Source organism: Vibrio sp. Vb0349 (assembly GCF_033338975.1).
The window spans coordinates 98,549-124,767 of the sequence record NZ_JAWOTS010000012.1; the positions used below are offsets into that span (position 1 = coordinate 98,549).

General features: G+C 44.7%; 20 protein-coding genes and 1 tRNA gene. 7 read left to right on the forward strand and 14 right to left on the reverse strand.

Annotation, left to right across the window (positions count from 1 at the left end; genetic code table 11):
- Nucleotides 1–12: 12 nt before the first annotated feature.
- The 6 genes from nrfF to nrfB are packed head-to-tail and all read right to left on the reverse strand — an operon-like array spanning nucleotide 13 to nucleotide 5,096.
- On the reverse strand, nucleotides 13–423 hold the full coding sequence (gene nrfF / locus R7Q47_RS14790; RefSeq protein ID WP_017636119.1) for a heme lyase NrfEFG subunit NrfF: 411 nt from the start codon (nucleotides 421–423) through the stop codon (nucleotides 13–15).
- On the reverse strand, nucleotides 410–943 hold the full coding sequence (locus R7Q47_RS14795; protein WP_031781071.1) for a DsbE family thiol:disulfide interchange protein: 534 nt from the start codon (nucleotides 941–943) through the stop codon (nucleotides 410–412). The genes nrfF and R7Q47_RS14795 overlap by 14 nt, the downstream gene beginning before the upstream one ends.
- Nucleotides 921–2,828, reverse strand: a complete 1,908-nt coding sequence (locus R7Q47_RS14800; RefSeq protein WP_005386802.1) for a heme lyase CcmF/NrfE family subunit — start codon at nucleotides 2,826–2,828, stop codon at nucleotides 921–923. The genes R7Q47_RS14795 and R7Q47_RS14800 overlap by 23 nt, the downstream gene beginning before the upstream one ends.
- A gap of 9 nt (nucleotides 2,829–2,837) precedes the next feature.
- Complete coding sequence (nrfD, locus tag R7Q47_RS14805) at nucleotides 2,838–3,809, reverse strand: cytochrome c nitrite reductase subunit NrfD (RefSeq protein WP_005386801.1); 972 nt, start codon at nucleotides 3,807–3,809, stop codon at nucleotides 2,838–2,840.
- Entirely contained in the window at nucleotides 3,806–4,492 is a 687-nt protein-coding gene (gene nrfC, locus R7Q47_RS14810; RefSeq protein WP_017636123.1) for a cytochrome c nitrite reductase Fe-S protein, read from the reverse strand. The genes nrfD and nrfC overlap by 4 nt, the downstream gene beginning before the upstream one ends.
- Nucleotide 4,493: 1 nt before the next feature.
- A complete protein-coding gene (nrfB, locus tag R7Q47_RS14815; protein WP_031781070.1) occupies nucleotides 4,494–5,096 on the reverse strand; it encodes a cytochrome c nitrite reductase pentaheme subunit in 603 nt (200 codons plus the stop codon).
- A gap of 450 nt (nucleotides 5,097–5,546) precedes the next feature.
- Between nrfB and nrfA the strand changes: the two genes are divergently transcribed.
- Nucleotides 5,547–6,974 (forward strand): ammonia-forming nitrite reductase cytochrome c552 subunit, encoded by a 1,428-nt coding sequence (nrfA, locus tag R7Q47_RS14820; RefSeq protein ID WP_213969743.1) that lies wholly within the window; start codon nucleotides 5,547–5,549, stop codon nucleotides 6,972–6,974.
- A 130-nt stretch (nucleotides 6,975–7,104) separates the two neighbouring features.
- Here nrfA and R7Q47_RS14825 read toward each other — a convergent pair whose 3' ends face one another.
- The 3 genes from R7Q47_RS14825 to gyrA all read right to left on the reverse strand — a co-directional run bounded on the left by R7Q47_RS14825 (nucleotide 7,105) and on the right by gyrA (nucleotide 11,169).
- Nucleotides 7,105–7,659: a hypothetical protein gene (locus R7Q47_RS14825; protein WP_047103266.1), complete on the reverse strand. Its 555-nt coding sequence runs from the start codon at nucleotides 7,657–7,659 to the stop codon at nucleotides 7,105–7,107.
- Nucleotides 7,660–7,701: 42 nt separating this feature from the next.
- On the reverse strand, nucleotides 7,702–8,325 hold the full coding sequence (locus R7Q47_RS14830) for a tetratricopeptide repeat protein (protein WP_047103267.1): 624 nt from the start codon (nucleotides 8,323–8,325) through the stop codon (nucleotides 7,702–7,704).
- Nucleotides 8,326–8,448: 123 nt separating this feature from the next.
- On the reverse strand, nucleotides 8,449–11,169 hold the full coding sequence (gene gyrA / locus R7Q47_RS14835) for a DNA topoisomerase (ATP-hydrolyzing) subunit A (RefSeq protein WP_005376821.1): 2,721 nt from the start codon (nucleotides 11,167–11,169) through the stop codon (nucleotides 8,449–8,451).
- A gap of 475 nt (nucleotides 11,170–11,644) precedes the next feature.
- Here gyrA and ubiG point away from each other — a divergent pair, with 475 nt between their 5' ends.
- From ubiG to yfaE, 4 genes are all read left to right on the forward strand, one after another.
- The gene (gene ubiG, locus R7Q47_RS14840; protein WP_005376820.1) at nucleotides 11,645–12,352 is read left to right on the forward strand and encodes a bifunctional 2-polyprenyl-6-hydroxyphenol methylase/3-demethylubiquinol 3-O-methyltransferase UbiG; all 708 of its coding nucleotides are present in this window, start codon (nucleotides 11,645–11,647) and stop codon (nucleotides 12,350–12,352) included.
- A gap of 501 nt (nucleotides 12,353–12,853) precedes the next feature.
- On the forward strand, nucleotides 12,854–15,136 hold the full coding sequence (nrdA, locus tag R7Q47_RS14845; protein WP_005376819.1) for a class 1a ribonucleoside-diphosphate reductase subunit alpha: 2,283 nt from the start codon (nucleotides 12,854–12,856) through the stop codon (nucleotides 15,134–15,136).
- 83 nt (nucleotides 15,137–15,219) lie between these two features.
- Nucleotides 15,220–16,353, forward strand: a complete 1,134-nt coding sequence (gene nrdB / locus R7Q47_RS14850) for a class Ia ribonucleoside-diphosphate reductase subunit beta (RefSeq protein WP_005376818.1) — start codon at nucleotides 15,220–15,222, stop codon at nucleotides 16,351–16,353.
- Entirely contained in the window at nucleotides 16,353–16,634 is a 282-nt protein-coding gene (yfaE, locus tag R7Q47_RS14855; protein WP_005376817.1) for a class I ribonucleotide reductase maintenance protein YfaE, read from the forward strand. Before nrdB ends, yfaE begins: the two co-directional genes overlap by 1 nt.
- Before the next feature lie 96 nt (nucleotides 16,635–16,730).
- On the opposite strand, the gene R7Q47_RS14860 is transcribed toward yfaE, so the two are convergent.
- Nucleotides 16,731–17,963: a CinA family nicotinamide mononucleotide deamidase-related protein gene (locus R7Q47_RS14860; protein ID WP_017820471.1), complete on the reverse strand. Its 1,233-nt coding sequence runs from the start codon at nucleotides 17,961–17,963 to the stop codon at nucleotides 16,731–16,733.
- 191 nt (nucleotides 17,964–18,154) lie between these two features.
- Here R7Q47_RS14860 and R7Q47_RS14865 point away from each other — a divergent pair, with 191 nt between their 5' ends.
- Both R7Q47_RS14865 and R7Q47_RS14870 read left to right on the forward strand, forming a co-directional pair.
- Nucleotides 18,155–19,057, forward strand: coding sequence for a DUF3943 domain-containing protein (locus tag R7Q47_RS14865; protein ID WP_213866519.1), 903 nt, complete (start codon nucleotides 18,155–18,157; stop codon nucleotides 19,055–19,057).
- A gap of 221 nt (nucleotides 19,058–19,278) precedes the next feature.
- A complete protein-coding gene (locus R7Q47_RS14870; protein ID WP_005376814.1) occupies nucleotides 19,279–19,791 on the forward strand; it encodes a glycine cleavage system protein R in 513 nt (170 codons plus the stop codon).
- A gap of 77 nt (nucleotides 19,792–19,868) precedes the next feature.
- Here R7Q47_RS14870 and nspC read toward each other — a convergent pair whose 3' ends face one another.
- The 4 genes from nspC to R7Q47_RS14890 form a co-directional block, all read right to left on the reverse strand.
- Nucleotides 19,869–21,002, reverse strand: coding sequence for a carboxynorspermidine decarboxylase (gene nspC, locus R7Q47_RS14875; RefSeq protein ID WP_213970690.1), 1,134 nt, complete (start codon nucleotides 21,000–21,002; stop codon nucleotides 19,869–19,871).
- Between the two features lie 103 nt (nucleotides 21,003–21,105).
- Nucleotides 21,106–22,350: a carboxynorspermidine synthase gene (locus tag R7Q47_RS14880; protein ID WP_012841628.1), complete on the reverse strand. Its 1,245-nt coding sequence runs from the start codon at nucleotides 22,348–22,350 to the stop codon at nucleotides 21,106–21,108.
- A gap of 18 nt (nucleotides 22,351–22,368) precedes the next feature.
- Complete coding sequence (locus tag R7Q47_RS14885) at nucleotides 22,369–25,245, reverse strand: pyridoxal phosphate-dependent class III aminotransferase (protein WP_053350827.1); 2,877 nt, start codon at nucleotides 25,243–25,245, stop codon at nucleotides 22,369–22,371.
- Between the two features lie 898 nt (nucleotides 25,246–26,143).
- Nucleotides 26,144–26,219 (reverse strand) — tRNA-Gly (locus R7Q47_RS14890).

Sequence of the window (26,219 nt, forward strand, 5' to 3'; positions counted from 1 at the left end):
ATAACGGTCACATTAATTACGCTTCACCATTCGGATCGAATATAAGACAAAAAAGATCAAAAATAGCACAGGAAAGATCCACAACAGCGCCGTGGAATAATTTAATGGTGGTTGATACAGAACAATATTCCCATAACGAGCAACTAGATAGTCCTTTATTTCTTGATCTGAGCTGCCTTCATTGGCCATCGTATACACTTTCAACCTCAGGTCTTTGGCCGCCTGTGCATTAGACTCGACAAGGTTTTGGTTTTGACACTGCGGGCAGCGTAATGTCTTGGCTAGCGAGGTTGCACGCTGTTGCACTTCAACAGAATGAAACTCAAACAGATCAACATTCTGTTCTAAATCCGCACTTATCGTGAAAGGAGAAAATAGTATAAATAGGATTAAAGTGAGGAGAAGATTATTAAATCGAAACATTCAAGTATCCTGAAAATATATCGTTCCATTTATCTGCCGTTAGCTCTCCACGATATTTGATCAATATACGACCATTTGGATCAATCAAGTAAGTTTCCGGCGTTCCGATAACACCTAGCTCCACAGCGAGCTTTCCATTAGGGTCACTAATTACTTCAATATATGGATTTCGTTTAGAGCTCAAATATTCACGAGCGGCTTGTTTTTGATCTCTATAATTCAGCCCAATAATAGGCACACCAAGTTCTGCTAACTGCAATAACTTTTCATGCTCTCGCTTGCATACCCCACACCAAGATGCCCAAACATTCAATAATTTATATCCGTCGCTTTTGAACAGCTGCTCAGAAACCATGTCATCAGAGATCAGAGAAGTAGAGCGAAAATTAGGTGTCTCTAAATTTCGTTGTGGGGACAATTCAACATGTGCTCGCTCAGACAAGGCCATCGCAGTTACTACAGTAAACACGGCAACAGCCAAAACGAGACCTGCGAGTTTAAGCGTATTTCTCGATCGCATTGATAGCCTCTCTCTTTTTCTTTAGGCCGGTTAACAGCGCACCAAACACAGCTAATAACCCACCAGACCATATCCACCAAATACCTGCTCGGTACTGAACTTTAATCGCATAAGCATGAGTGTCGACTTTGTCACCCAATGTCACGTAATAATCGCCATGCCATAGTGAACGAATCGCAGGCTCGGTCATATTCATCACTCGCACAGGGTAATGGCGCTTTTGCGGGTTGAAATTGAACATGCGGCCATCTTCCAAGTGCAAGGTGATCTGTCCTTGTTCAGCGGTGTAGTTTGGCCCCACCAGCCATTCGATACCATGATAATCGATAGTGATCCCCGCCCTTTGTTGAGAACTGCCGGGTTCGACACGTAAATTGTGTTCATATGAGTAGTGACTGTTGAATACAGCTCCACTCACCGCCAGCGCAAAACCGATATGTGCCATCACGATTGGCATGAGTTTGCGCTTATTGGAACAACGAAACAGCATAACGAGATGTGCCACAATCACCCAAGTAGCCAATATTATGGTTAGCAATACTTCGAAATGCAGTGCGTGCACTAAGAAGATAAACCCGATCCCAGAGACAAGAGATAACGCAATACTGATCGCAATATCAGCGCTTACACTCGGCACTGTGCCTTTTGTCCATTTCAGCAGCGGCATGAAAGCTAAGGCAATCAGAGCCAGTATGCTTAATGGGAAGATCAGACTATTAAAGTAAGGTGCGCCAACAGAAATGTTCCCTAAGCCGAGCAGTTGATAAACCATCGGATAAAAAGTGCCAAGAAAAACGATGGCAGTCGCAATAACCAGCAGACCTTTGGCGATATAGGCAGTGTAAGCTCGACTCGCTAGAGATTGAAGTTTGAAGCGAGGGAGTTGTTCTCCTCGCAAAATCAATACGCCAAAAGTGATGATGACAAGCAAGCTCAATACACCAAGCAGCACCAAACCTTTAGTTGGGTCCACCGCAAAAGCGTGCACTGAAGTCAGCACGCCAGAGCGCACCACGAATGTCCCTAAAATGCTTAGGCTGAACGTAGCAAACGCCAATGCATAGGTGCTCCAAATTGCGCCTCTGTTACGTGTTGCGACAACACCGCTGTGCAACAAAGCAGTACCGGTAAGCCAAGGAAGCAAAGAAGCGTTCTCAACAGGGTCCCAAAACCACCAGCCGCCCCATCCTAACTCATTGTACGCCCACCATGACCCCACCAAGATGCCCAACGTGAGCGTTCCCCATGCAAAAAACGCTACGCTACGAGCGACCACATACCAATCGCTCATCGGTTGTTTACCCAATAGCGCCGCTAATGCAAAAGCTAATATTGCTGCGTAACCAACATAACCGAGATAAAGCAATGGTGGATGAATGATAAGCCCAACATCTTGCAACATTGGGTTTAGATCTCGTCCTTCCGACGCCAATACTTGGGCATACTCGAACGGGTTAGAGGTCATTAACGTGAACCAAGCAAATGTCGCAATAAGAACGTTCATGATTCCTAAACAGTCACAAGTATATTGGGCATTGAGCGGTGACTTAAATGCAATAAACGACGCCCATAAACTCAGGGTGACGACCCAAAACAACATGGAGCCTTGGTGCCCACCCCAAGCGGCAGCAATTTTGAACGCCACGGGAAGTTGACTGTTGGAATGCGTAACAACATATTCCAACGCGAAGTTGTCTTGCACGAAGCAGACGATCAGAAGTGCTAAACAAATGATGGAAGCTAAGCTAATGATGTGGGACATCGCGACTTGATGCGGCAATGTCGCCTTCTTACCCATAGCACGACGTAGCCAATGCAGAAGCGATGCACAAGTCGATGTTACAGCCACCAATATCAGTAAGAAGAACCCTAGCTCAGCCTCCATTTCTCCCCCTTACACTATGGTCATTTGACCGGCATATAGAATGAAAGTACGCAGCATAAGTACGCCGACCAAGCTCAACGTCGTGACCACAAAAACGTAACTGCCTTTATGGCGCACTTCTGAAGGCGTTAACCAATTGAGAGTCAAAGGCGTAATCATGCCGATGAACACTACCCCAACCCAGAACCATTGAGCCCAGAATCCACTCGAAATAGCATTCCAAGCCGCGACTTCGTTCTGACCACCGCTGAAGATCAGTCCAGTAAAGAATGTCACTAAGACAAACAACTCAAACAACACTACAGGGCGTTCAAATCCGTGCACCCAAGACACACTTGGGCTGCTGGTCGACTCTTTAAACACCAAGATGCCGAACATCAAGCATGCCGCTGCACCCGAGGACAAACTAGAGAACAGGAACAAGATTGGCAGTACTGGATTGTTTAGCATTGGGTAAGTCTTCAATGCAGACAATAGAAAGCCAGTGTACGCTGCAAGCACGATGGCTAAGAAGCCCAAGAACAATTCAATTGCGTTGTTGGCTTTCCCCGCCTTAATCAAAATGCCATCGGCAAAATCCAACAGTTTGCTCGGTAACTTACCCTCACAAAAGCTGATGATTTGATGGCGGAAGATAACGCCGATCCAAACAAACAGCACCAGCATGTACACTTGGAACAAGATCACGCCCATCGACATCACAGACGTTGGGTTGTAGTAGATCATGATCTTCCAAAACTCTAAAGGCTTGGTTAAATGGAAAATCAAAATTGCCAACCCAGCAATGATGCCAAATGGCGCAAGCCAAGCCATAGCTTTCATGATGCCGTTGTTTGCGGGATCACCTTCAATCACTTTGCGTTTTAAATAGATAGAAATCATCACCGCACCTGCTGACATCCCAGCAAGGAATAAGTAAATCGCGATGATCCAATCCCAGACTAACGAGTCAAAGTGGAATGCACTTTCGAAGCCGTTCATGATGACACCTCCCCTTTGCTATGCGGAATTTTGTACAGTTTAGGTTGCGTACCTAAATGCGATTTATCGCGATAGACAACATGGCTTTCGATAGCTTTGCTCACCTCGCTAGTTGGGTCATTCAAATCACCAAAGATGAGTGCTTTTGTTGGGCAAGATTCCACGCAAGCTGGCTGTTTACCTTGCGCTAGGTTGGTATCACGGCAGAAGTTACATTTATCCGCAGAGTGATCGACTGGATTAAAGAAGCGCACTTGGTAAGGGCAAGCGGCAAGGCAATAACCACATCCGACACATTTCTCTTTGTGCACATCCACGATGCCGGTCGCTTCATCTTTGTATGCAGCGCCTGTTGGACAAACGTACACACATGGTGGGTTATCACAGTGCTGACAGGATTCGCGAGTAAACTGGTATTCCACATCTGGAAATTCGCCAATCGGTTCACTGCGATGAATTTTAAGTCGCGTTACGCCTTCAGGGACTTTATTTACTTCGCGACAAGCATCGGTACAAGCGGTACAGCCAATGCAGGCATTTTCATCATGAACCATACCCATACGTTTCGCTTGTTCACTGTTGCTGGCATAAAGAGAGGAGCTAACAACGGAAGTGCCTGCAACGCCTGTAGTTAAAATCAACGCGCCGCTGCCGGCTAAAAAGTTTCTTCTCGAACATTTCATGCTATCTCTCCTCTTCTTTGGCAAGTTCAGGTTCGACGGCAAATTCAGAGTGACAATCCACACACTGCTTGATCAGTTGTTTTCTGTCGTACGACAACGCTTTGGTTTTCGCTGCGTGTACATCGTGGCAATTTGAACAAGTGAGGTTTTTGGCGTGCACATCGTGCGTCCAGTGGCTCTCTCTCAGTTGTGTCGGTGCATGGCAATCCACACATTGGCTGTTGGCTTTAAGAATCATGCTTGGATCAAGGAACACTTTGTCGTGTACCTCTTTCGATTGCGCGGCAGAAAACTTAATCACATCAGGCGCGCCTTCACGGTGATCAGGGCCGATGTTGCTATGGCAGTTAGTGCAATTGAGTTGCTTACCTTGACTCAATAACGCTTGCGAATCATGCGATAGATTCAGAGTCTCTTTGGCGTCCTTGTGACATTGAAGACACTTGTAGTCTCGGTCACGGATCAACTCGACTTGATGACGCTCAGCTTGAGCACCTTCAATCGGCTCTGAAGAAGTCGCATGGGCGGCGATGGAGAAACCATAGATGGCAAAGATGAAGAGAAGTTTCAGCATTGTCTCTATGGTCAATTTTATATTGCCCATATTGTTCTTTCCTTAGCTCGATAATAATTGATAACTATTCTCAATTATTTATTTGAGCGACAATTAATTTCCTCTGAAGATATTTTTTAGATCTTCAAATGACATCAATTCTTATTTCGGAAAGCCACAACGCTAAACCTATATTTATAATACCTCTATTATTCATAAGGGGTAGAAACGCCTGCTCAAAAAGCGAACTAAATCACCCTATTTTTAAAAAGGTTAAAAACTCAAAGCATTGCAGAACAATGACTTAACAACTACCACTTTGGAGGTATATAAATTCAAACATGACTGAGATCACTGGTGTAAATTGATCTAAAACAAGACAAGATTCACTCACTATTTCATCTATCCAATTAAGCAATATTATTAATCGTAGATCTCCAGTTCTTATTTGGAATAGCTCCTCACAACGCTGCTAATAAAAACGAATATGGAGATAACACTGTGAGCATAAAACACTGGATGAGCGCACCTATTGCGGTTGCGACCTTATTCGCCAGCCAATTATTTTTGGTTGACGCTCCGTTAGCGGCAGAAGAGAAGGATTTTATCGATCCTCGTAACGATGTCTTTGAACAGAACCACCCTGATCAATACCATTCTTGGAAAGCAACATCCGAAAGTGAGCACATTGAAGATGCTCTAAGTGAAGACCCAAACATGGTGATCTTATGGGCTGGCTACGGCTTCGCAAAAGACTACAACAAAGCGCGCGGTCACTTTTACGCACTTGATGATGTTCGTCAAACCTTACGTACCGGCGCACCAACCGACGAGAAGTCCGGGCCTATGCCAATGGCCTGTTGGAGCTGTAAAAGCCCTGACGTTGCTCGCGTGATTGATGAACGTGGTGAAGACGGTTATTTCGAAGGTAAATGGGCACGCTTAGGCTCAGAAATCGTCAACCCTATCGGTTGTTCCGATTGCCACAACACAGGCTCTGAAGCCTTCAAGAAAGGCGAACCTGCGCTAGCACTGACTCGCCCATACGTCGAGCGTGCTTTTGATACTATTGGTAAAAACTTTGATGAACAATCTCGCCTAGATAAGCAAGCATCGGTCTGCGCTCAATGTCACGTTGAATACTACTTCACCGGCCCGACTAAAGCGGTTAAGTTCCCATGGGACATGGGCACCACCGTTAATGACATGGAGAAATACTATGACGCGTTGAATTTCAAAGATTGGACGCATGCCGTATCTAAAGCGCCGATGCTAAAAGCACAACACCCAGGTTTCGAAACTTGGAGAGCGGGTATTCATGGTAAAAACAAAGTGGTGTGTGTGGACTGCCACATGCCTAAAGTGACCAAAGAAGACGGTACAGTCTACACAGACCACAAAGTGGGTAACCCATTTGATCGTTTTGAAGACACCTGTGCGCAATGCCATACCCAACCTAAAGAGCAGCTACAAGGCATCGTCTCGACTCGCAAAGCGCAAGTATTGAACATGAAGCTAACCGCTGAGAAGCAAATCGTAGCGGCACACTTTGAAGCAGGCGCAGCGTGGAAAGCAGGTGCAACAGAAGCAGAGATGGAACCTATCCTACAAGATATTCGCCACGCACAATGGCGTTGGGACTACGCGATTGCTTCTCACGGTGTCCACATGCATGCTCCTGAGGTAGCATTAGAAGTACTTGGTACTGCAGTTGACCGCGCTGCTGACGCCCGTACCAAGTTGGTTCGCTTACTGGCAACCAAAGGCATTACTGACCCTGTTCAAATTCCAGATATCTCGACCAAAGCGAAAGCACAGCAAGCACTGGGCATGGATATGGATAAGATGAACGCAGACAAGAAACACTTCCTAGAAACGGTGGCACCAGAATGGGATAAAGCAGCAGCTGAACGCGAAGCCACATATTAGTCTAACTTGCAGAGGTTAGTTTATAGATACAACAAAGGGCGTACTGAACGCCCCTTTTTTTTGTTTATTTGTTTCTTTGTTATCTTTATTTCTTCATCCCCGATTCTATCGAGAGACAAAATCGAACGTACTAGCGACGAGGAAGCCTCGGTCTAGGCTGAATATTTGGACGTGCTTTAGGTATCTGCACATTTGGACGAGCAACTGGACGCTGGATCTTCGTTTCCGGTAATGCTTTTCTTTGTTGAACCTTTTCTTTTACCGCTTTGTCTTGTAAAGTCGCTGGCTCAATACGTTCCGGACGATTCTCCCATTTGGTTTTAATCTCTTGCTTTTGCTCGTCAGGCAATGATTGCCAATGATCGTCGAGTTGGCGTTTCATGTTATCGATATTGGCGGACATATCATCGTCTTTCCAATCTTCGACTTTGTCTTTGATGGATTGCTGTTGGTCTTCATCTAAACCATTCCACCACTCTTCCAGTTTCTCTTTGTATTCATCGTCGTTATCGCAACAGCCCGGATAGTAATAAATCCAGTAGTCGTCATGATCGTACCACCACGGATCGTAATAACCCGATGAATAATAAACCATAGAGGAAGAGCCAGAATGATCGGAAGAGCTACAACCCGCCAGCACAGAGCCGCACAGCAAAACCAATATGCTTAGTGCTTTATTTTTCATTCGTTGCCCACCTTTCTCTCTATTGCTTGTTAAATTGTACGCTTACAATAGCTCTTTTGCTTTGTTAATAGAGTTAATGATTTGCACCCTATCTAAATTTGGATCATTAGAATCTAATAATAGTACCCAGGCATCAATCGCTTCCTGAAATCGGAATGACAGAAAATGATCATTTGCGATCAAAGACAAAGCCGCTTCATTATGCGGTTCTATCTGTAGAGCTTGTTCTAGAAGCAAACTGACTTCTTGCGTCATTGATTGCTGGTGAATGTAGTACAAGGTCGTCGCTTTCGCAGCAAGTTGCGTGGCATTGACTGGCTCAGTCAGTTGGATCGCGTAATCAAAACAAATCAGCGCGCCGTCAAATTCCCCCTCTAGCAGGTAGCCCTGCCCGAGTTGGAACCACAATTCAGCGTTGTTCGGATCTTCACGCAACTGGTCTTGAATCTCTTTCATGATGTCACGAGCAGTCATCATTCGTGACATTTCCGCTTGTATTCGTTTAGGCGGTGTTTGATGCAGCAATAAGAAACTGGCACTCGTCACGACAAGTACTAACAGGCAAAAGCCAAACCATTGAGCAGGTTTCACTTTTGATGCACTCAGTGATAAGAGTACGATAAACAACCCCATCAGAGTGATGGCAGCGAAAAACCAAACAGACATAACACGTCCTGTAAACAAAGATAACGTCAGTGTACGCAGTTCTTACTTTAAATGCGTTGATACAGATACAAAAAAGCCGAGCAACTAAGGCTCGGCTTTTCATATCAAGATAACGATGTAAGATTACTCTTCGTTACCTTCCTCTGCATCATCAGCAGCTGGAGCTTCTGAAGCGTCTTGCTGCGTATTTTCGCCTGTTGACTCTAACGCTTCTGCATCTTCATCAGCAGGCAGCTCTTCATCATCAACTTCTTCAATACGTTGCAAACCAACAACTGATTCATCTTCCGCAGTACGGATAAGCGTTACACCTTGTGTGTTACGACCAACCTGGCTAACTTCACCCACACGAGTACGTACTAACGTGCCAGCGTCGGTGATCATCATCATTTCATCACCTTCAACAACCTGGATAGCACCAACTACCGGGCCATTTCGCTCAGAAACTTTGATAGAAACTACACCTTGAGTGCCACGACCTTTTGTCGGGTACTCGCTAAGTGCTGTACGTTTACCATAACCGTTTTCTGTAACCGTTAGGATGTCGCCTTCGTGCGAAGGAACAATAAGTGATACAACTTGGTCATTTTCAGCCAGTTTCATACCACGAACACCAGAGGCGGTACGACCCATAGGACGAACACCTTTAAACTTGATCTCTGGCTGACCATTCTCATCAAGAACTGGTTTACCATTTTCATCAAGTACTGGAATCTCTTCTGCTTCTTTAAAGCGAACCACTTTACCCGCTTTAGAGAACAGCATGATTTCGTTTTCGCCGTTAGTGATATCCACACCGATTAACGAATCGTCTTCACGTAGGTTCACAGCGATTAGGCCGTTTGAACGTACGTTTGCAAACTGGTTCAACGGCGTTTTCTTAACCGTACCGTCACCTGTTGCCATGAAGATGAATTTGTCTTCAGAGAATTCATCAACACGCAGAATCGCGGTAATGCGCTCACCTTCTTCGAGTGGAAGGATGTTCACAATTGGCTTACCACGCGCAGTACGGCTCGCTAGAGGCAATTGGTAAACTTTCAGGCGGTATGTTTTACCACGAGTAGAGAAACACAAGATGTTATCGTGGGTATTCGCCACTAGAAGACGCTCGATATGGTCTTCATCTTTCATCTTAGTCGCACTCTTACCTTTACCACCACGGCGCTGTGACTCGTAGTCGCTCAGTACTTGGTACTTAACGTAACCACCGTGAGATAGAGTAACCACAACGTCTTCACGTGCGATCAGCTCTTCCATGTCAATATCATGGCTCGCAGCTGTGATTTCTGTACGACGAGCGTCACCAAAGCCGTCACGAACCGCTTCAAGTTCCTCACGGATAACTTCCATCAAACGCTCAGTGCTCGCAAGGATATGCATGAGTTCAGCGATTTCTTCTAGAAGTGTTTTGTATTCGCCAAGAATCTTCTCGTGTTCTAGACCTGTTAGTTTATGTAAACGTAGATCTAGGATAGCTTGTGCTTGTTGCTCAGTCAGGAAGTACTGACCATCACGAATACCGTATTCAGGCTCTAGCCATTCAGGGCGCGCAGCATCTGTACCAGCACGCTCTAGCATTGCTGAAACGTTGCCTAAATCCCAACCACGAGCGATAAGACCCGCTTTTGCTTCAGCCGGTGTAGGTGCCTTACGGATAAGCTCAATGATTTCATCAATGTTAGCAAGCGCTAGAGCTAAACCTTCAAGGATATGAGCACGTTCACGCGCTTTACGCAGTTCGAAGATAGTACGACGTGTCACAACTTCACGACGGTGATCAACGAAGCACTTCAACATATCTTTTAGGTTGAATAGCTGTGGCTGGCCATTGTTTAGGGCCACCATGTTGATACCGAAAGTGGTTTGCAGCTGAGTCTGAGCGTAAAGGTTGTTTAGAACTACTTCGCCCACAGCATCGCGCTTACACTCAATAACAATGCGCATACCGTCTTTATCTGACTCGTCGCGCAATGCACTGATGCCTTCTACTTTCTTATCTTTAACTAGCTCAGCGATCTTTTCGATCAAGCGAGCTTTGTTCACCTGGTAAGGAATTTCAGTGACGATAATGGTCTCTTTACCATTCTTCTCCACTTCGATGTCCGCTTTCGAACGCATGTAGATTTTGCCACGACCTGTTTTGTACGCGTCTACAATGCCTTTACGACCGCTGATAAGCGCCGCCGTTGGGAAATCAGGACCAGGAATGTAATCCATTAGTTCATCAATAGTGATTTCTTCATTATTGATGTATGCAAGACAGCCATCAATCACTTCGCCAAGGTTATGAGGCGGGATGTTGGTTGCCATACCTACTGCGATACCAGAAGCACCGTTAACCAATAGGTTTGGAATTTTAGTTGGAAGAACCGCTGGGATCTGCTCAGTACCGTCGTAGTTTGGTACGTAGTCTACGGTTTCTTTATCTAGGTCAGCCAATAGTTCATGGGCAATTTTTGCCATTCGAACTTCGGTGTAACGCATTGCCGCAGCAGAGTCGCCATCGATCGAGCCAAAGTTACCTTGACCATCGACCAGCATGTAACGAAGCGAGAACGGCTGAGCCATACGTACGATTGTGTCGTACACAGCACTATCACCATGTGGGTGATATTTACCGATTACGTCGCCGACAACACGGGCTGATTTTTTATATGGTTTGTTCCAATCGTTGCCTAGTACGTTCATCGCGAATAAAACGCGGCGGTGTACTGGTTTTAGGCCATCACGCACATCTGGAAGAGCACGACCCACGATGACTGACATCGCATAGTCTAGGTATGAACCTCTAAGCTCATCTTCAATGTTTACGGGCGTGATCTCTTTAGCTAAATCGCTCATAGAGCCATTATCCCTCTATTATCTGATCGTAATTACGATACGTGTAAGGTGCAAAAATATAACACACAATTCATCACTTCGGCATCACTTTCCCTCTCCTTTTATCAGGTTGTGAGCTTGGTTATGAATCAAATGTCGAGAATTTGCACACTCATCCCATATCTTTCTGATTAGTGGTTATATTTCGGTCAATATTGAGCAAAATCGGACTCTTTACGCGGAAAAGCGATGTAAATTCCTTTAACTACACAACGCGAAAATGCAGGTTTTAGAGTTATTGTCACTGGCACCAGTTCAAGGATGAACCAAAAACAATAGCTAGCGCTTTCAAAATTGCAGGCACCTGTCTCGATTGCCGCGCCAGTGAACTCTGTCATTGTCCCTTAACTAAGCACATCGAGGTTGTTTGGGTGTAAAACGTTGGAGTATACTGGCGCCCTCTAAAGGACTCTGATTGAATGCAATAAAACCAATTATGACTAAAGCACAAAACGTCGACCCAAGTGAAATTAAGAAATTCGAGGACATGGCTTCTCGATGGTGGGATTTAGAAGGCGAGTTTAAGCCACTTCATCAAATTAACCCACTTCGTTTGAACTATGTACTTGAAAAAGCAAATGGCTTGTTTGGCAAGCGCGCACTTGATGTCGGCTGTGGTGGTGGCATTCTTGCTGAAAGCATGGCAAAAGAAGGCGCTATTGTGACGGGGCTTGATATGGGTAAAGAACCATTAGAAGTCGCGCGACTACATGCATTAGAAACAGGCACTCAACTGACCTACATTCAGAGCACAATAGAAGACCACGCTATAGAAAACGCAGGAACTTACGATGTCGTGACTTGTATGGAGATGCTTGAACACGTTCCAGATCCTCTCTCCGTTATCCGCTCTTGTGCTGCGCTAGTCAAACCCGGTGGTCACGTGTTTTTCTCAACTTTGAACCGAAACATTAAGTCGTACTTATTTGCTATTGTCGGTGCTGAGAAGCTTCTTAAGATTGTTCCTGAAGGCACTCATGAGCACGATAAGTTTATCAAGCCAGCCGAAATGATGAAGATGATAGACCAAACTGACCTGACGGAAATGGGCATTACTGGGCTTCATTACAACCCTCTAAATGATAGCTACAAACTCGGTCGTAATGTAGATGTAAACTACATCGTTCATACTAAAAAATACTGAACGCTATTAAGTTAAAAAATGAGTTTTGTGATTGACATTTTTTAAAGAAAATGAATCGGAAGCGGTAGCACAAAGTTGCCGCTTTTTTTGTCTTTTTATGGCTAAAATTCGTGCTCTAGATTCCATTTTGACCAAGCCATTTTTCGTAGATAAAAACGGCCAAAGATCAAGGAAAATATTTTTGCATGCGGTTATTTCTAAACCGATCTCGAAACCGTACTTTTAACCATTCAAGTCTGCCCTTTTCTCATCGGTTAGTGTTCACTTACTGATTTTTTTCATTTTGTCAGTTATCCACAAGTCATCCCCGATCTGTACCTTGATAAATCAGTGTAATAGCACTATCTTGTAACCCGCAAACAAATGAACCCCTATATGTTGTGTTTAAGCGACAATATATAGATAGACTTTGATCACAAAGCCGCCGCAAGCTTTACTCATATTGCACATAAACAAACAAAAATACGGCTTTTATCAGTTTTCTTAGGGAAATAAAGCAGAATGAACCAACAACTTACCGTCACCAAGCGTGATGGCCGTAAAGAAAGTATCGATCTGGATAAAATCCACCGCGTTATCACTTGGGCTGCAGAAGGTCTAGATAATGTTTCGGTTTCTCAAGTAGAACTTCGCGCTCACATCCAGTTTTACGACGGCATCACAACGACAGATATTCACGAGACAATCATCAAGTCTGCGGCAGACCTGATCTCTGAAGAGACTCCGGATTACCAATACCTAGCTGCTCGCCTAGCGGTATTCCATCTGCGTAAAAAAGCGTATGGCCAATACGAGCCACCAACGCTTTATGATCACGTGTCTCGCCTCGTCGATATGGGTAAGTACGATCAACATATTCTAGAAGACTACACAAAAGCAGAACTCGACGAACTTGATGCGTACCTCGACCATAAACGCGACCTAAACTTCTCATACGCGGCAGTTAAGCAGCTAGAGGGTAAGTACTTCGTACAGAACCGTGTTACGGGCCAAATTTACGAAAGTGCTCAGTTCTTATACATCCTTGTAGCAGCGTGCTTATTTGCGAAATATCCAAAAGCGACGCGTCTTGATTACATCAAACGTTTCTACGATGCGACATCGACATTTAAGATTTCTCTACCTACGCCAATTATGTCTGGCGTGCGTACCCCTACTCGCCAGTTCAGCTCATGTGTTCTGATCGAGTGTGGCGACAGTCTTGATTCTATTAACGCAACAGCAAGCTCAATTGTTCGTTACGTATCTCAGCGCGCTGGTATTGGTATCAACGCAGGTCGTATCCGTGCATTAGGCTCAGAAATTCGCGGTGGTGAAGCATTCCACACTGGTTGTATTCCGTTCTACAAGTACTTCCAAACAGCAGTAAAATGTTGTTCACAAGGTGGTGTACGTGGTGGCGCAGCTACTGTGTTCTACCCAATGTGGCACGGTGAAGCACGCTCACTAATGGTACTTAAGAACAACCGTGGTGTTGAAGAAAACCGTGTTCGTCACATGGACTACGGTGTTCAGTTAAACAAACTGATGTACCAACGTTTAGTTGAAGGCGGCAATATTACGCTATTCTCACCATCTGATGTACCTGGTCTGTACGACGCATTCTTCGAAAACCAAGAAGAGTTTGAGCGTCTATACGTGAAGTACGAGAACGATCCTTCAATCAAGAAAGAAACGGTTAAAGCGATTGAAATGTTCACTCTGCTAATGCAAGAGCGTGCATCAACGGGTCGTATCTACATCCAGAACGTGGACCACTGTAATACTCACAGCCCATTTGATTCTGAAGTCGCTCCAGTTCGTCAGTCGAACCTATGTTTAGAAATCGCACTGCCAACGAAACCATTAACTAACGTTGAAGATGACTCAGGCGAGATCGCACTGTGTACGCTTTCTGCATTCAACTTAGGTGCTATCAAGTCTCTAGATGATTTCGAAGAGCTATCCGATCTTGTTGTTCGTGCGTTAGATGCACTGCTTGATTACCAAGATTACCCTCTACCAGCGGCATACAAATCGACTATGAACCGTCGTACGCTAGGTGTTGGTGTGATTAACTTTGCTTACTACTTAGCGAAGAATGGCGTGAAATACTCTGACGGTAGCGCGAACGGCCTAACTCACCGTACGTTCGAAGCAATGCAGTACTACCTATTGAAAGCATCTGTAGCACTGGCGAAAGAACAAGGTAAGTGTCCTTCATTCGACGAGACGAACTACGCGAAAGGCTTACTGCCGATTGATACGTATAAGAAAGATATCGACCTAATTTGTGACGAAGCGCTGCACTACGACTGGGACAGCCTACGTAAAGAAATTATGGAGCACGGCCTACGTAACTCAACACTGACTGCGCTAATGCCTTCTGAGACTTCTTCTCAGATTTCAAACGCAACTAACGGTATTGAGCCACCACGTGGTTACGTTTCAGTAAAAGCTTCGAAAGACGGTATCCTGAAGCAAGTTGTACCAGAGTTCACAGAACTTAAAGACAGCTATGAACTGCTTTGGAATATCGGTTCGAACGACGGTTATCTACACCTTGTGGGTATTATGCAGAAGTTTGTTGACCAAGCTATCTCTGCTAATACTAACTACGACCCGTCACGTTACGAGACTGGCAAGGTTCCAATGAAGAAACTACTTCAAGACCTGCTAACAGCGTATAAGTTTGGTGTGAAAACGCTTTACTACCACAACACTCGTGATGGCGCGAAAGATGAACAGAAAGACGCTGTTCAACCACAAGATGACGATTGTGCTGGCGGCGGTTGTAAGATTTAATCTTCCCGTACCTAGCGAACCCGTAAAGACAGACTATCGATAACCTCCCCCTTACGGGGAGGTTTAAAAGGAATTGAGGCATTATGGCTTACAGTACTTTTAACCAAAAAAAGAATGACCAATTGAAGGAACCAATGTTCCTAGGTCAATCAGTAAACGTTGCACGTTACGACCAACAAAAGTTTGAGATTTTCGAAAAACTTATCGAGAAACAACTTTCTTTCTTCTGGCGTCCAGAAGAAGTAGACGTATCTAGCGACCGTATCGATTACAACAAACTGCCAGATCACGAGAAGCACATCTTCATCTCTAACTTGAAGTACCAAACGCTTCTTGACTCTATTCAAGGTCGTAGCCCTAACGTGGCACTGCTGCCGCTTGTGTCTCTGCCAGAACTAGAGACTTGGATTGAGACTTGGTCTTTCTCTGAAACGATTCACTCTCGTTCTTACACACACATTATTCGTAACATCGTGAACGACCCTGCTGTAGTGTTTGATGATATCGTTGAGAACGAGCACATTCTGAAGCGTGCAAAAGACATCGCGCACTACTACGACGATTTGATTCAAGCGACGAATGATTACCATCGCTACGGTGAAGGTGAGCATGTCCTTAACGGTGAAACGGTTAAGGTTAGTCTGTACGATCTTAAGAAGAAGCTGTACATCTGTCTGATGTCTGTTAACGCATTAGAAGCTATTCGTTTTTACGTAAGTTTCGCATGTTCTTTCGCTTTCGCAGAACGCGAACTAATGGAAGGTAACGCGAAAATCATCAAGCTGATCGCTCGTGACGAAGCACTTCACTTAAACGGCACGCAGCACATGATCAACCTGCTACGTAACGGTCAAGATGACTTCACTTTCATGCAAATCGCAGAAGAGGCAAAACAGGACTGTTTTGACCTATTCAAAGAAGCGGCTGAGCAAGAAAAAGAGTGGGCAGAGTATCTATTCAAAGATGGCTCTATGATCGGTCTAAACAAAGACATCCTAAGCCAATACGTTGAATACATCACAAATATTCGTATGCAAGCGGTAGGTCTACCAGCAGCGTATCCAGAAGCAACAACCAACCCAATTCCATGGATTAACGCTTGGTTGTCTTCAGATAACGTTCAAGTTGCGCCTCAAGAAGCAGAAATCTCTTCTTACCTTGTGGGTCAAATTGACAATGAAGTTCGCGCAGATGACTTCGAAGGATTCGAGCTGTAATGGCAACACTCAAAATCAACAAACTGATCAGCATTGAATCCAACCCTTCCAATACGATTTTGGAAACAATGGAGCAAGCTGGCCTATTACCAGAATACAACTGCCGTGATGGGCACTGCGGCGCCTGTCGCTGCAAATTGGAGTCTGGTGAAGTGGAGTATGTTGGTTTTGCCATGGCTTACACACAAAGTGATGAAATATTACCTTGTATCTGTAAAGCAAAATCAGATTTGTCACTTAGCGGCGTTAACTACGCGATGAAAGAAAAGCAGCGCGCATAACGTTGACTCGACGGTATAAAATGCAAAAGCCAAGGTAATCACCTTGGCTTTTTTGTCTCTGTGTATTGTCTCTCAGACTACTGTATAGAGCTTTGGTTATAAAGCACTGCTCGGGAGGTGCATCTCTTTAACTTTCTCTAAAAATGCATAATGCGCAAACATCGGTTTACGTTCTAGGTAGCGACGCAACAAGTCTAGTGCTGCCGTGCTGATCACTTTAACTTGATCACTGCGCTGATACTTTTTCGAGAGTTTATATAACGCTCCCCACTCGCCTGACGGTGTCGATAAAGCGACGGAAAAAACGCCCTCTTCAATATGGCCAGTGACGAGTGATAAATCCGTCCCACACTTCTCTCGCGTAGCACCAGCCAGAGCAAACGTTTCTGCTAATGGATCTCCGCTGTTGGCCATCGCTTGAGTCAGGCTCGGTAGTATCCAACCATGCCCTAGTTGTTTTTCAGCGTTTTCATCACCGTTTAGCCAGTACGTTAAGTATCCTCCGCTACTTTTTTCGGAGGTCGACACTGTTAGTCCTTTATCGACCAACAACTGGCCGACATTTTCAACCATAGGTAAATCAATACTAACGGTATTACTCTCAAGGTGTTTATTAATTATCTGTACTAGTTTCAAACGCTGTTCAATCTGATCTGAAGGACCAAAAAGTTTCACTTCAATAAAAGGCAAGTAAGAGCGATACCCTAGCTCATAGTCTTGAGGAAGTTTTAGCTGATCTAGCTTATCTGAAATACCGGATTCAGATAGACCAAACGTGTAGATTCGACTACAACATGAACCTTGAACATCGGGAAACACTCTTCTCAGATCGGGAAGAATTTGCGTCTCTGCCATGAGCTTAAATTCACTTGGTACACCCGGTGTGAAATAAAAAATGGCATCATTAATCAGCATTTTGAAACCGCAAGCAGTGCCTATCGGGTTGTCCAATATCTCTGCCGTTTCTGGCAGCATTGCTTGCTTTAAATTACTGTCCGGCATAGGGATGCCACGTCGAGCATACAAACTTTCTAGATGCTGCAACCACTCTTTGAATAGCACCAGTTTACAATCGGCGGCTCTCGCGGCGGCGGCAGCACTCATGTCATCCGTTGTAGGGCCTAAACCACCATTAACAATAACCACATCGTTGTTAAAGCTGAGCATTAAAAACTCTTCAACCAAACTCGATAGGCTATCACCAACCGTAGAGCGCTTTGTTAAGCCAAATCCATGTTGATAAAACAGGCTAGACAACCATGCCGCATTAGTATCAACAATATCACCGTGGAGGACTTCCTCACCAGTACTAAGCATTGCTATTTTCACAACTGACTCCTGAACGTAAGCACAATCCTATTTTCGTTATAGCGCTTATTTTTCTTTTTATTTGGACAAATCTCGCCGAGGTTTGTTGGGACTAAATAAGGGTCAAGTGTTTAAATGATTGATGTTTTGAGGGATAATTACGAGCCCGAACATACACCATTAACTCGGAGACCTTTGTGTCAAAATCATCCATGTTCAAGACGACTCTAACAGGCCTTTGCTTGGCTTCGTCAGCGCTTGCGCACGCAAGTCGCTATGACCTAAACCGTCATACAGAGTTTTCTTACACACCTGATTGCTTGTCAGGTTACTGCGAAACGACGACTCTGTACACCTTCGAGGCTCAAAATCGCGGTGTTATGTATGAACAGAATAATGATGATTCGCTAAACCTTGACGCAGGGCTTCAGCCTAAACATCTCATCATCCCTCAAGATAAAGACTGGGATTATCTGATGGGTCAAACCTACACCATTCTAGGTCTCAGTATCGCGACCGTAGGCATGATGACTTTTCTTCCAGAAAGTATCACCAAATGGGACGAAGAAGACCGAGACATGAGTAAGTTGGGGCAAAAGTGGAAAGATAATGTCTCTGACGGCCCCGTTTGGGATCGCGATGAACATGTCCTCAACTACATCATGCACCCATATTTTGGCGGCGTTTACTACACGGCAGCACGTCACGCTGGCTATAATGAATTTCAGTCGTTTTTGTACTCCGCAACTATGTCGACGTTCTTTTGGGAGTATGGCGTGGAGGCGTTCGCAGAAGTACCATCTTGGCAGGATATTTTTATCACACCATTCTTTGGTGCTGTTGTTGGTGAAATGATGTTAACGGCTGAGCAAGACATTATTGCAAACGGCGGCGAAGTTATGGGTTCTGAAACCGCAGGTGATGTTTCGCTCTTCTTCTTAAACCCTGTTGGACATATTCATTATTGGGTAACTGATGCATGGGGCGGTAGTGCAGAACTACAATTCAATTCATCACCTTGGTTTGGAAACCAAGATGTTGCAAAATTCGCCATGGACGCAGGCGCAAACTACGACAGTCAATTTTATGGTGTCGAGTTAAAAGTAACCTTCTAATCCTAAGTTGATACTCGGTAAAAAGCAGCCTTACGATGGCTGCTTTTTTGTGCTCTGAACATTGTTTTAATTATTTGCATCACGAATTAGTGTTAAAAATTGACTTTCATCAAACATTACCCGCCCTTAGCACCTACACTAAATAAAAGGATTTATTCCAATAACTTAAGTAGCACGTTTATTCGTACTGCGTCCAAACCTTGATTCCAGGAGGGGACATTATGAACACCGTATTTATTGTTAATTTTGTCGGACAAGCGTCACCCGCCACGATTAAAGAGCTCGCTGCAATCACACACGAAAACGGCGGGAAATGGCTGATCAGCAAAGTAAACTTTATCGAAGACCAAGTTGCAGGTGTCATCAAAGTAGAGCTTCCAAGAGAAAATGCCGACATCGTTAAACAAGCGTTCTCTTCTTGTCAGACTCTTGTTGTTAGGTTCGTCGACTCTGAGCCTCACTCATATCGTGAAGACACTATCTTCCAACTTCGTTTAGATGCCAACGATAGAGCGGGTATTGTGAATGAAATTACTCACGTTCTCGATAATCAAGGTATCTCAATTTTAGATATGGATTGTCAGCGTGTATTCATTGCAGGAGGCGGAGGGGTAAGCTCTAGCTTATTCAGCGCTAAAATGGCGATAAAACTACCTAGCGAGCTAGAAATTGAAGACATAGCCAATGAGTTAGAATCTCTGAGTGAAGACACTCGTGTAATTGTAGAAAGCTAACTGCATACCTTTAACGCTTCCCCAATAAAAAGAGCAGCAATTCAGCTGCTCTTTGTCGTTCTAATACTCAATACGTTTTATATCACTGACCACTGAGACAGTGAACGTTTGAAATCAGAGTAGTCAAATTCATTCAGTTTTTGAATGTCACCATTCGAGCGTTCACAGTAGACCGACGGCATACGTAGACCGTTAAACCAGTTCAGTTTCACCATGGTGTAACCGGCACTATCTAGAATATGCAGACGCTGTCCTATCTCTAGAGGCTGTTCGAAGTTCGCCACGCAGAACTGGTCTCCAGCCAAACAAGAGCACGAGCCGATCACATACTCGTGTTCACCATTTTCAGATGCTTCAAGAATTGACGCTGGCTCATTGTAGATCAACGTATCTAAGCGGTGAGCTTCTGTGGCTGAATCGACAATCGCCGTCTTCTTTACGTTCTCAACGATATCAACCACAGTGACCACTAGGTCAGTCGTCTTGGTAATGATCGCTTCGCCCGGTTCTAGGTACATTTGCACGCCGTGTTTTTCAGCAAACGCTTTCAGCGCTAGGCCAAGCTTTTCGATGTCATAACCCGGCCATGTGAAGAACACGCCGCCACCCATGCTTACCCAGTCCAGCTTATCTAGGTACTCGCCAAACTGAGCTGAAATAGCATCGAGTAAACCGATAAACGCATCCACGTCTTTGTTCTCACAGTTCATGTGGAACATTACGCCATCAATACCATCAAAAATTTCCGGTTTGATGTGATCAGCCTGAACACCAAGACGAGAGAATTGACGCGCTGGGTTTGCTAAGTCTTGCCCTGCATAGCTCACACCTGGGTTCAGGCGCAAGCCAATCGATGCTTTACCTTCGACAATATGACGATAAGCCGCTAGCTGTGACTGAGAGTTAAAGATCATCTTGTCAGAGATGTCCGCCACATCGCGAACGTCATCTTCGCTGTAACCCACGCTGTATGCGTGTGTCTCACCACCAAACGTTTCGTAGCCAAGCTTCACTTCAAACGGGCCAGAACTTGTTGTTCCGTCTAGGTAAGGCTTGATGATGTCGAATACACCCCATGTTGAGAAGCACTTCAGTGCTAATACAAGCTTCACACCAGAGATGTCTTTTAGCTGTTTTGCTTTCTCTAGGTTCTCAATCAGCTTGTCTTCATTGATCATGAAGTATGGCGTTTTTAGTTCGTTTTGTTGCATTTTGATACCTTACGTCCCTTCGCCTTAGCAAAGGCACTATAAAATCGAACAAAGCCGACGCAAGTGCATCGGCTTAAACGTACAAATAAGAGTCGCTAAATTCTTACTTCAATTTATGGATAACAGGTTGTCCTGGCTCCAGTTCTTGAACATGCCAATCTAGACCAATAGATGGCATGGTTTCTAGGAATGGGTCTGGATCTAGTTGTTCCATGTTGAACACGCCTTTGTCTGCCCACTTGCCACGGAAGAACTGCAAAGCCGCAGTGATCGCTGGTACGCCAGTGGTGTATGAGATAGCTTGGTGTTCAACATCTTCGTATGCGACTTCGTGATCAGCGTTGTTGTAAATAAATACACTGCGCTCTTTACCATCTTTCTTACCTTGAACCCAAGTACCGATACACGTTAGGCCAGTGTAGCCTGGTGCGAGTGATGTTGGATCTGGTAGTAGTGCTTTTAGCACGTGCAAAGGTTGAACAACCGTACCGTCGTGAAGCGTTAGTGGATCTGGGCTGAGTAGACCGATGTCGCGCATCACATTGAAGTAGTTTAGGTAACGGTCACCAAAGCCCATCCAGAATTCGATGCGTTTCGCCGGGATGAACTCTTGCATAGATCGAACTTCGTCGTGCGCCATTGAGTACACTTTGTGTGAACCACAATTCGGGAATTCAAACTCAAGCATACGTGAGTGACAAGGTACTTGTTTCCACTCGCCGTTTTCCCAGTAGAACGAATCGCCTTGAATCTCAAGCATGTTCGTTTCTGGATCAAAGTTAGTTGCGAACTTCTTACCGTGGTCGCCTGCGTTTACATCCATTACGTCGATAGTATCGATTTCATCGAACAGATGCTTCACTGCGTATGCGGCAAACACCGATACTACGCCCGGATCGAAACCAGCACCAAGAATACCTGTAATGCCCGCTTCTTCAAACTTCTCACGGTAACCCCACTGCCAATCGTAAGCTTGAGGTACTTGTTGGCCTTCAGAGCACAAATCAACCGCAACAGATGTATCAAGGTATGACACTTTAGCTTGGTAACATGCTTCCATAATAGACATGTTCACCCAAGGAGGACCTGCGTTGATCACTAAGTCAGGTTGTACTTCTTTAATTAAAGCAACTAAAGAATCTACGTCGTCCGCGTTTACCGCTCGCGCTTCTAATTTCTTAGTTGAATCTTTCAGATTGTTTTTCTTCTGAATCGATTCGATGATTTTCTCACACTTACCTACGGTACGTGATGCGATTGTGATATCACCCAGAACGTCGTTGTTTTGTGCTGCTTTATGTGCAACTACCCAGCCAACGCCGCCTGCACCAATCTGTAGAATTGCCATAGTTTTCCGTTACCTTTGTTAAACTAGCTCTGCCGCTAGCGTATTGATTTTTGAGAGCAAAGATTCAAAGTCCGCCGTCGTCAGACACGGGTTCAAAATCGTAAATTTCAATGCAGTTTTATCGTCGACAATGGTTTCACCCAATACCGCGATACCGCGTGTTAACGCTTCTAAGCGCAACGTTTTGTTCAGTTCATCAAGATCCGCTGATTCATGTGTCGCGCGGAACAGAACCGTAGATAGTGATGGTTCAGCCAACAACTCAAAGTGTTTGTTATCTCGAATCATGTCCGCCACTTCAAGCGTCTGTTCAAGCAAATGATCATACATATCGCCTAGGGCTTTTGGCCCTACGCTTTGCATCGTCATAAACACTTTGAGCGCATCAAAACGCTTAGTTGTCGCAATAGACTTATCCACCAAGTTCGGTAGTTCGTCGTGTTCGCGGTTCAAATAGTCTGCATGGTGAAGCAGGAATTTAAAGTTAGACTTGTCATTTACCAATAGCGCACCACAACTGATGGTTTGGTAAAACAGCTTATGGAAGTCTACGCTGATGGAATGTGCACGCTCACAACCTTTCAGACGCGCTTTTTGGCTACTTAGAATCAGAGCTCCACCGTATGCACCGTCGACGTGCATCCACATGTCATGTTTCGCTGCGATATCGGCGATAAAGTCTAAGTCATCAATAGCACCGTGATCCGTTGTACCCGCGGTGCCAACAATGGCAAATGGGATCAAACCTTCTGCTTTGGCCTGATTGAGAACTTCGTCTAACTTAGTGACATCCATCGTTCCATCGGCATTAGCATCGACGGTCATGACCGCTTTTTCACCCAATCCCATCCAAGACGCTGATTTTTGAACCGTGAAGTGGGATTTTTTCGAACATACAATACGTAGCTTGTCTGCGTATTCAGGAAGGCCAAGCTTTTGAATTGAGTGTGCACTGAGTTTGTCAGCAATCCAATCTCGCGCAAGCATCAAACCCATTTGGTTACTTTGCGTGCCGCCGCTCGTGAAGATACCGTCCGCTTTTTCACCTAACTCATATTTATCGCATAGCCAGTTCACAACTTTCTGTTCAACATAAGTCGCTGATGAAGCTTGATCCCATGAGTCCATCGACTGGTTCAAAGCCGCAATCATTGCCTCTGCCGCAATCGCTGGCATCAACGGTGGAGTATGCAGGTGAGCAATACAATCTGGATGTTGAGTAAAAATTGCGTTTTTCGCGACCAGATCAGCAGCATCGTCGATAACGGATTTAAGAGGCGCATTTCCATTATCAAGATCAACGTCGTGAATCGCTGCTTCCAATGCTTTTGGATCCATACCTGAATACGGTGCAGTCACTTGTTCAAACACTGACTTCATTGCCGTAGTAGTGTGATTCATCACCGAAGCAAATTCATTGCTGCCCATCTCTCCAGTGTGGATGAAATGCTTCTTCCATTCATCTTGTGGCTGAGTTTCGATGTGACTACCGCCAGCGGCTAAAATCGCGTCTTCAAATACACGTAAAGCAAAGTCGATTTGCTCAAACGAGATGATAAGAGGAGGAAGGAAACGAATTACTGCGCCTTCGCGTCCACCTTTCTCAACGATCAAGCCACGCTCGAGTGCTGCGCGTTGAATAGAAAGTGTGAGTTCACTATCCGCTTGAGGTTCACCAAATTTATTGAGCTCACCGTTTGGAGTTTTAATCTCCACGCCTAGCATCAAACCTTTGCCACGAACCTCTGCGATACAGTTCACACGCTTTTGAATACTTTCAAGGCCGTAGCGCAGGTACTGACCCGCAACATTGGCATGCTCAACAAGGTTATCACGCTGGATAATTTCTAATGCTTTCGCACCAGAGACCATAGCTAGCTGGTTACCACGAAATGTACCTGTGTGCTCGCCCGGCTTCCATGTATCATGTTGCTTGTTGATAACCAATAGCGACATTGGTAAACCACCACCAATTGCTTTTGATAAACACAGAATATCTGGAACAATGCCCGACTCTTCGAACGCGAAATTGTAGCCAGTTTTACCAACACCACACTGGATCTCATCGAAGATCAGTAAGATACCGTGTTCATCACAAATACGACGTAACTCTCGTAGCCAGAATGCTGGCGCAGGAACAACACCACCCTCACCTTGCACTGGCTCCACGATAATCGCGGCAGGCTTCATAATGCCTGACTCATCATCGTTTAAAAGACGATCGATATAGCGGATACTTGCTTTAGCACCTTCATCACCGCCAAGCCCAAAAGGACAACGCAGGTTGTATGGGAAAGGCATAAAGTGCACATCCGACATCAAACCAGTTCGACGAGCTTTCGTGCCTAAGTTACCCATCATCCCCATCGTACCATTAGTCATACCATGGTATGCGCCACGGAAGGCAAACATAGTGTTGCGACCGGTAGTCTGTTTCGCGAGCTTGATAGCAGCTTCAACCGCATCAGCTCCAGACGGGCCACAAAATTGGATAACGCTGTTCTCGCTTAACTCTTGAGGAAGAAAAGACTTAACAGATTGAATAAACGTCGTTTTTGCTGATGTTGCAATATCTAGCGTCTGATATGGCAGTCCTGAATCTAATTGCTCTTTCAGAGCTTGGTTTATTTCAGGATGGTTATACCCCAAAGCTAGAGTGCCTGCCCCCGCAAGGCAGTCTAGAAAGATCTGTCCACGCGTATCTTCAACCAAGCACCCAAAGGCTTGTTTAATTGCGATCGGCAAACGACGTGGATAAGAACGTACTTCAGATTCATGCTCAGCCTGATCAATCAATACTTGATCTGGCGTTAAGTCATACGTTCCCTCAACGATAGGAACCTGAGACGAAAAAATGTTTGCGATATTGCTATCGACTTCAAAGGCAGTGCTCATACTACATAATCCCTTGAATTATAATAATTCTGTATCCTGTATTAATAATCATTAGAATGAAATTACAGGAGGTGTAAATACCCCTCCGCATTTGTCAGTGCATAAATGACAAATACAGATCATCCGCCACGATACTCGCGGCTTTATATGTAAAAGGGATTAATCAAGGTTCTGTAATGCACCCGTTTTGTAAAACAGGACATTTCGGCAGTATGAAGCTGATTAGTGTGTGTTTATTCAAAGGTTTCAATGTTGGGTTTCCCATTAATATGCCGCGTTTACAGCATTAGTATCCCGTCTATCGACAAAAGGCTTTGCCGATACCTACCCTACGCAGTGTCACAATCAGCTTGAATGGTCACTACGCGTATCCCCCAGAGATCAAACGTTGTTAATTACGCTCCGAGATTGCGCGCGAATTTATCACAAAATAAAATCTTCTGGCAACGATTTTTCATATTAGTAACAGTGATGTAAATCACAACAAAACATACCCCATCGTAACTCGCATGTTCATATTCATGAGCTATGCTTTTCTGCTTCTCTCAAACAGCTGTTATTTAAACAAATATTCTTGAGATATCATCACCTCATCCAACAGAGGTTTAAGGTTGTGCTGCTTAATCGTAAAACATTCCTTTCTATATCCGGAACATTTAAAAAGATAGCATTCTCGTCACAGCTTTGCCTGGAGTAAGAGTAGTTATTCACCACAAGTAATGGTTTAAACATAGACTAGTAGGAATAGCTAAGATGTTTTGCAATGGCAGAATTAACAATCACTTGAGTCAATGAGACAAAGGGTTCGCTACTTAACGAAGTCTGTGACAGAAAAGAAGTTTGAGATTTTCAAAAAAATACGAAAAAGGCCTAACATTTTCATGTTAGGCCTTAAATCTGGAGCGACACACGAGGTTCGAACTCGTGACCTCAACCTTGGCAAGGTTGCGCTCTACCAACTGAGCTAGTGTCGC

Coding starts and splice junctions, on each gene's coding strand:
- nrfF (WP_017636119.1), bottom strand. CDS start 423: ATGTTTCGATTTAATAATCTTCTCCTCACTTTAATCCTATTTATACTA.
- R7Q47_RS14795 (WP_031781071.1), bottom strand. CDS start 943: ATGCGATCGAGAAATACGCTTAAACTCGCAGGTCTCGTTTTGGCTGTT.
- R7Q47_RS14800 (WP_005386802.1), bottom strand. CDS start 2,828: ATGGAGGCTGAGCTAGGGTTCTTCTTACTGATATTGGTGGCTGTAACA.
- nrfD (WP_005386801.1), bottom strand. CDS start 3,809: ATGAACGGCTTCGAAAGTGCATTCCACTTTGACTCGTTAGTCTGGGAT.
- nrfC (WP_017636123.1), bottom strand. CDS start 4,492: ATGAAATGTTCGAGAAGAAACTTTTTAGCCGGCAGCGGCGCGTTGATT.
- nrfB (WP_031781070.1), bottom strand. CDS start 5,096: ATGGGCAATATAAAATTGACCATAGAGACAATGCTGAAACTTCTCTTC.
- R7Q47_RS14825 (WP_047103266.1), bottom strand. CDS start 7,659: ATGAAAAATAAAGCACTAAGCATATTGGTTTTGCTGTGCGGCTCTGTG.
- R7Q47_RS14830 (WP_047103267.1), bottom strand. CDS start 8,325: ATGTCTGTTTGGTTTTTCGCTGCCATCACTCTGATGGGGTTGTTTATC.
- gyrA (WP_005376821.1), bottom strand. CDS start 11,169: ATGAGCGATTTAGCTAAAGAGATCACGCCCGTAAACATTGAAGATGAG.
- ubiG (WP_005376820.1), top strand. CDS start 11,645: ATGACTAAAGCACAAAACGTCGACCCAAGTGAAATTAAGAAATTCGAG.
- nrdA (WP_005376819.1), top strand. CDS start 12,854: ATGAACCAACAACTTACCGTCACCAAGCGTGATGGCCGTAAAGAAAGT.
- nrdB (WP_005376818.1), top strand. CDS start 15,220: ATGGCTTACAGTACTTTTAACCAAAAAAAGAATGACCAATTGAAGGAA.
- yfaE (WP_005376817.1), top strand. CDS start 16,353: ATGGCAACACTCAAAATCAACAAACTGATCAGCATTGAATCCAACCCT.
- R7Q47_RS14865 (WP_213866519.1), top strand. CDS start 18,155: ATGTTCAAGACGACTCTAACAGGCCTTTGCTTGGCTTCGTCAGCGCTT.
- R7Q47_RS14870 (WP_005376814.1), top strand. CDS start 19,279: ATGAACACCGTATTTATTGTTAATTTTGTCGGACAAGCGTCACCCGCC.
- nspC (WP_213970690.1), bottom strand. CDS start 21,002: ATGCAACAAAACGAACTAAAAACGCCATACTTCATGATCAATGAAGAC.
- R7Q47_RS14880 (WP_012841628.1), bottom strand. CDS start 22,350: ATGGCAATTCTACAGATTGGTGCAGGCGGCGTTGGCTGGGTAGTTGCA.
- R7Q47_RS14885 (WP_053350827.1), bottom strand. CDS start 25,245: ATGAGCACTGCCTTTGAAGTCGATAGCAATATCGCAAACATTTTTTCG.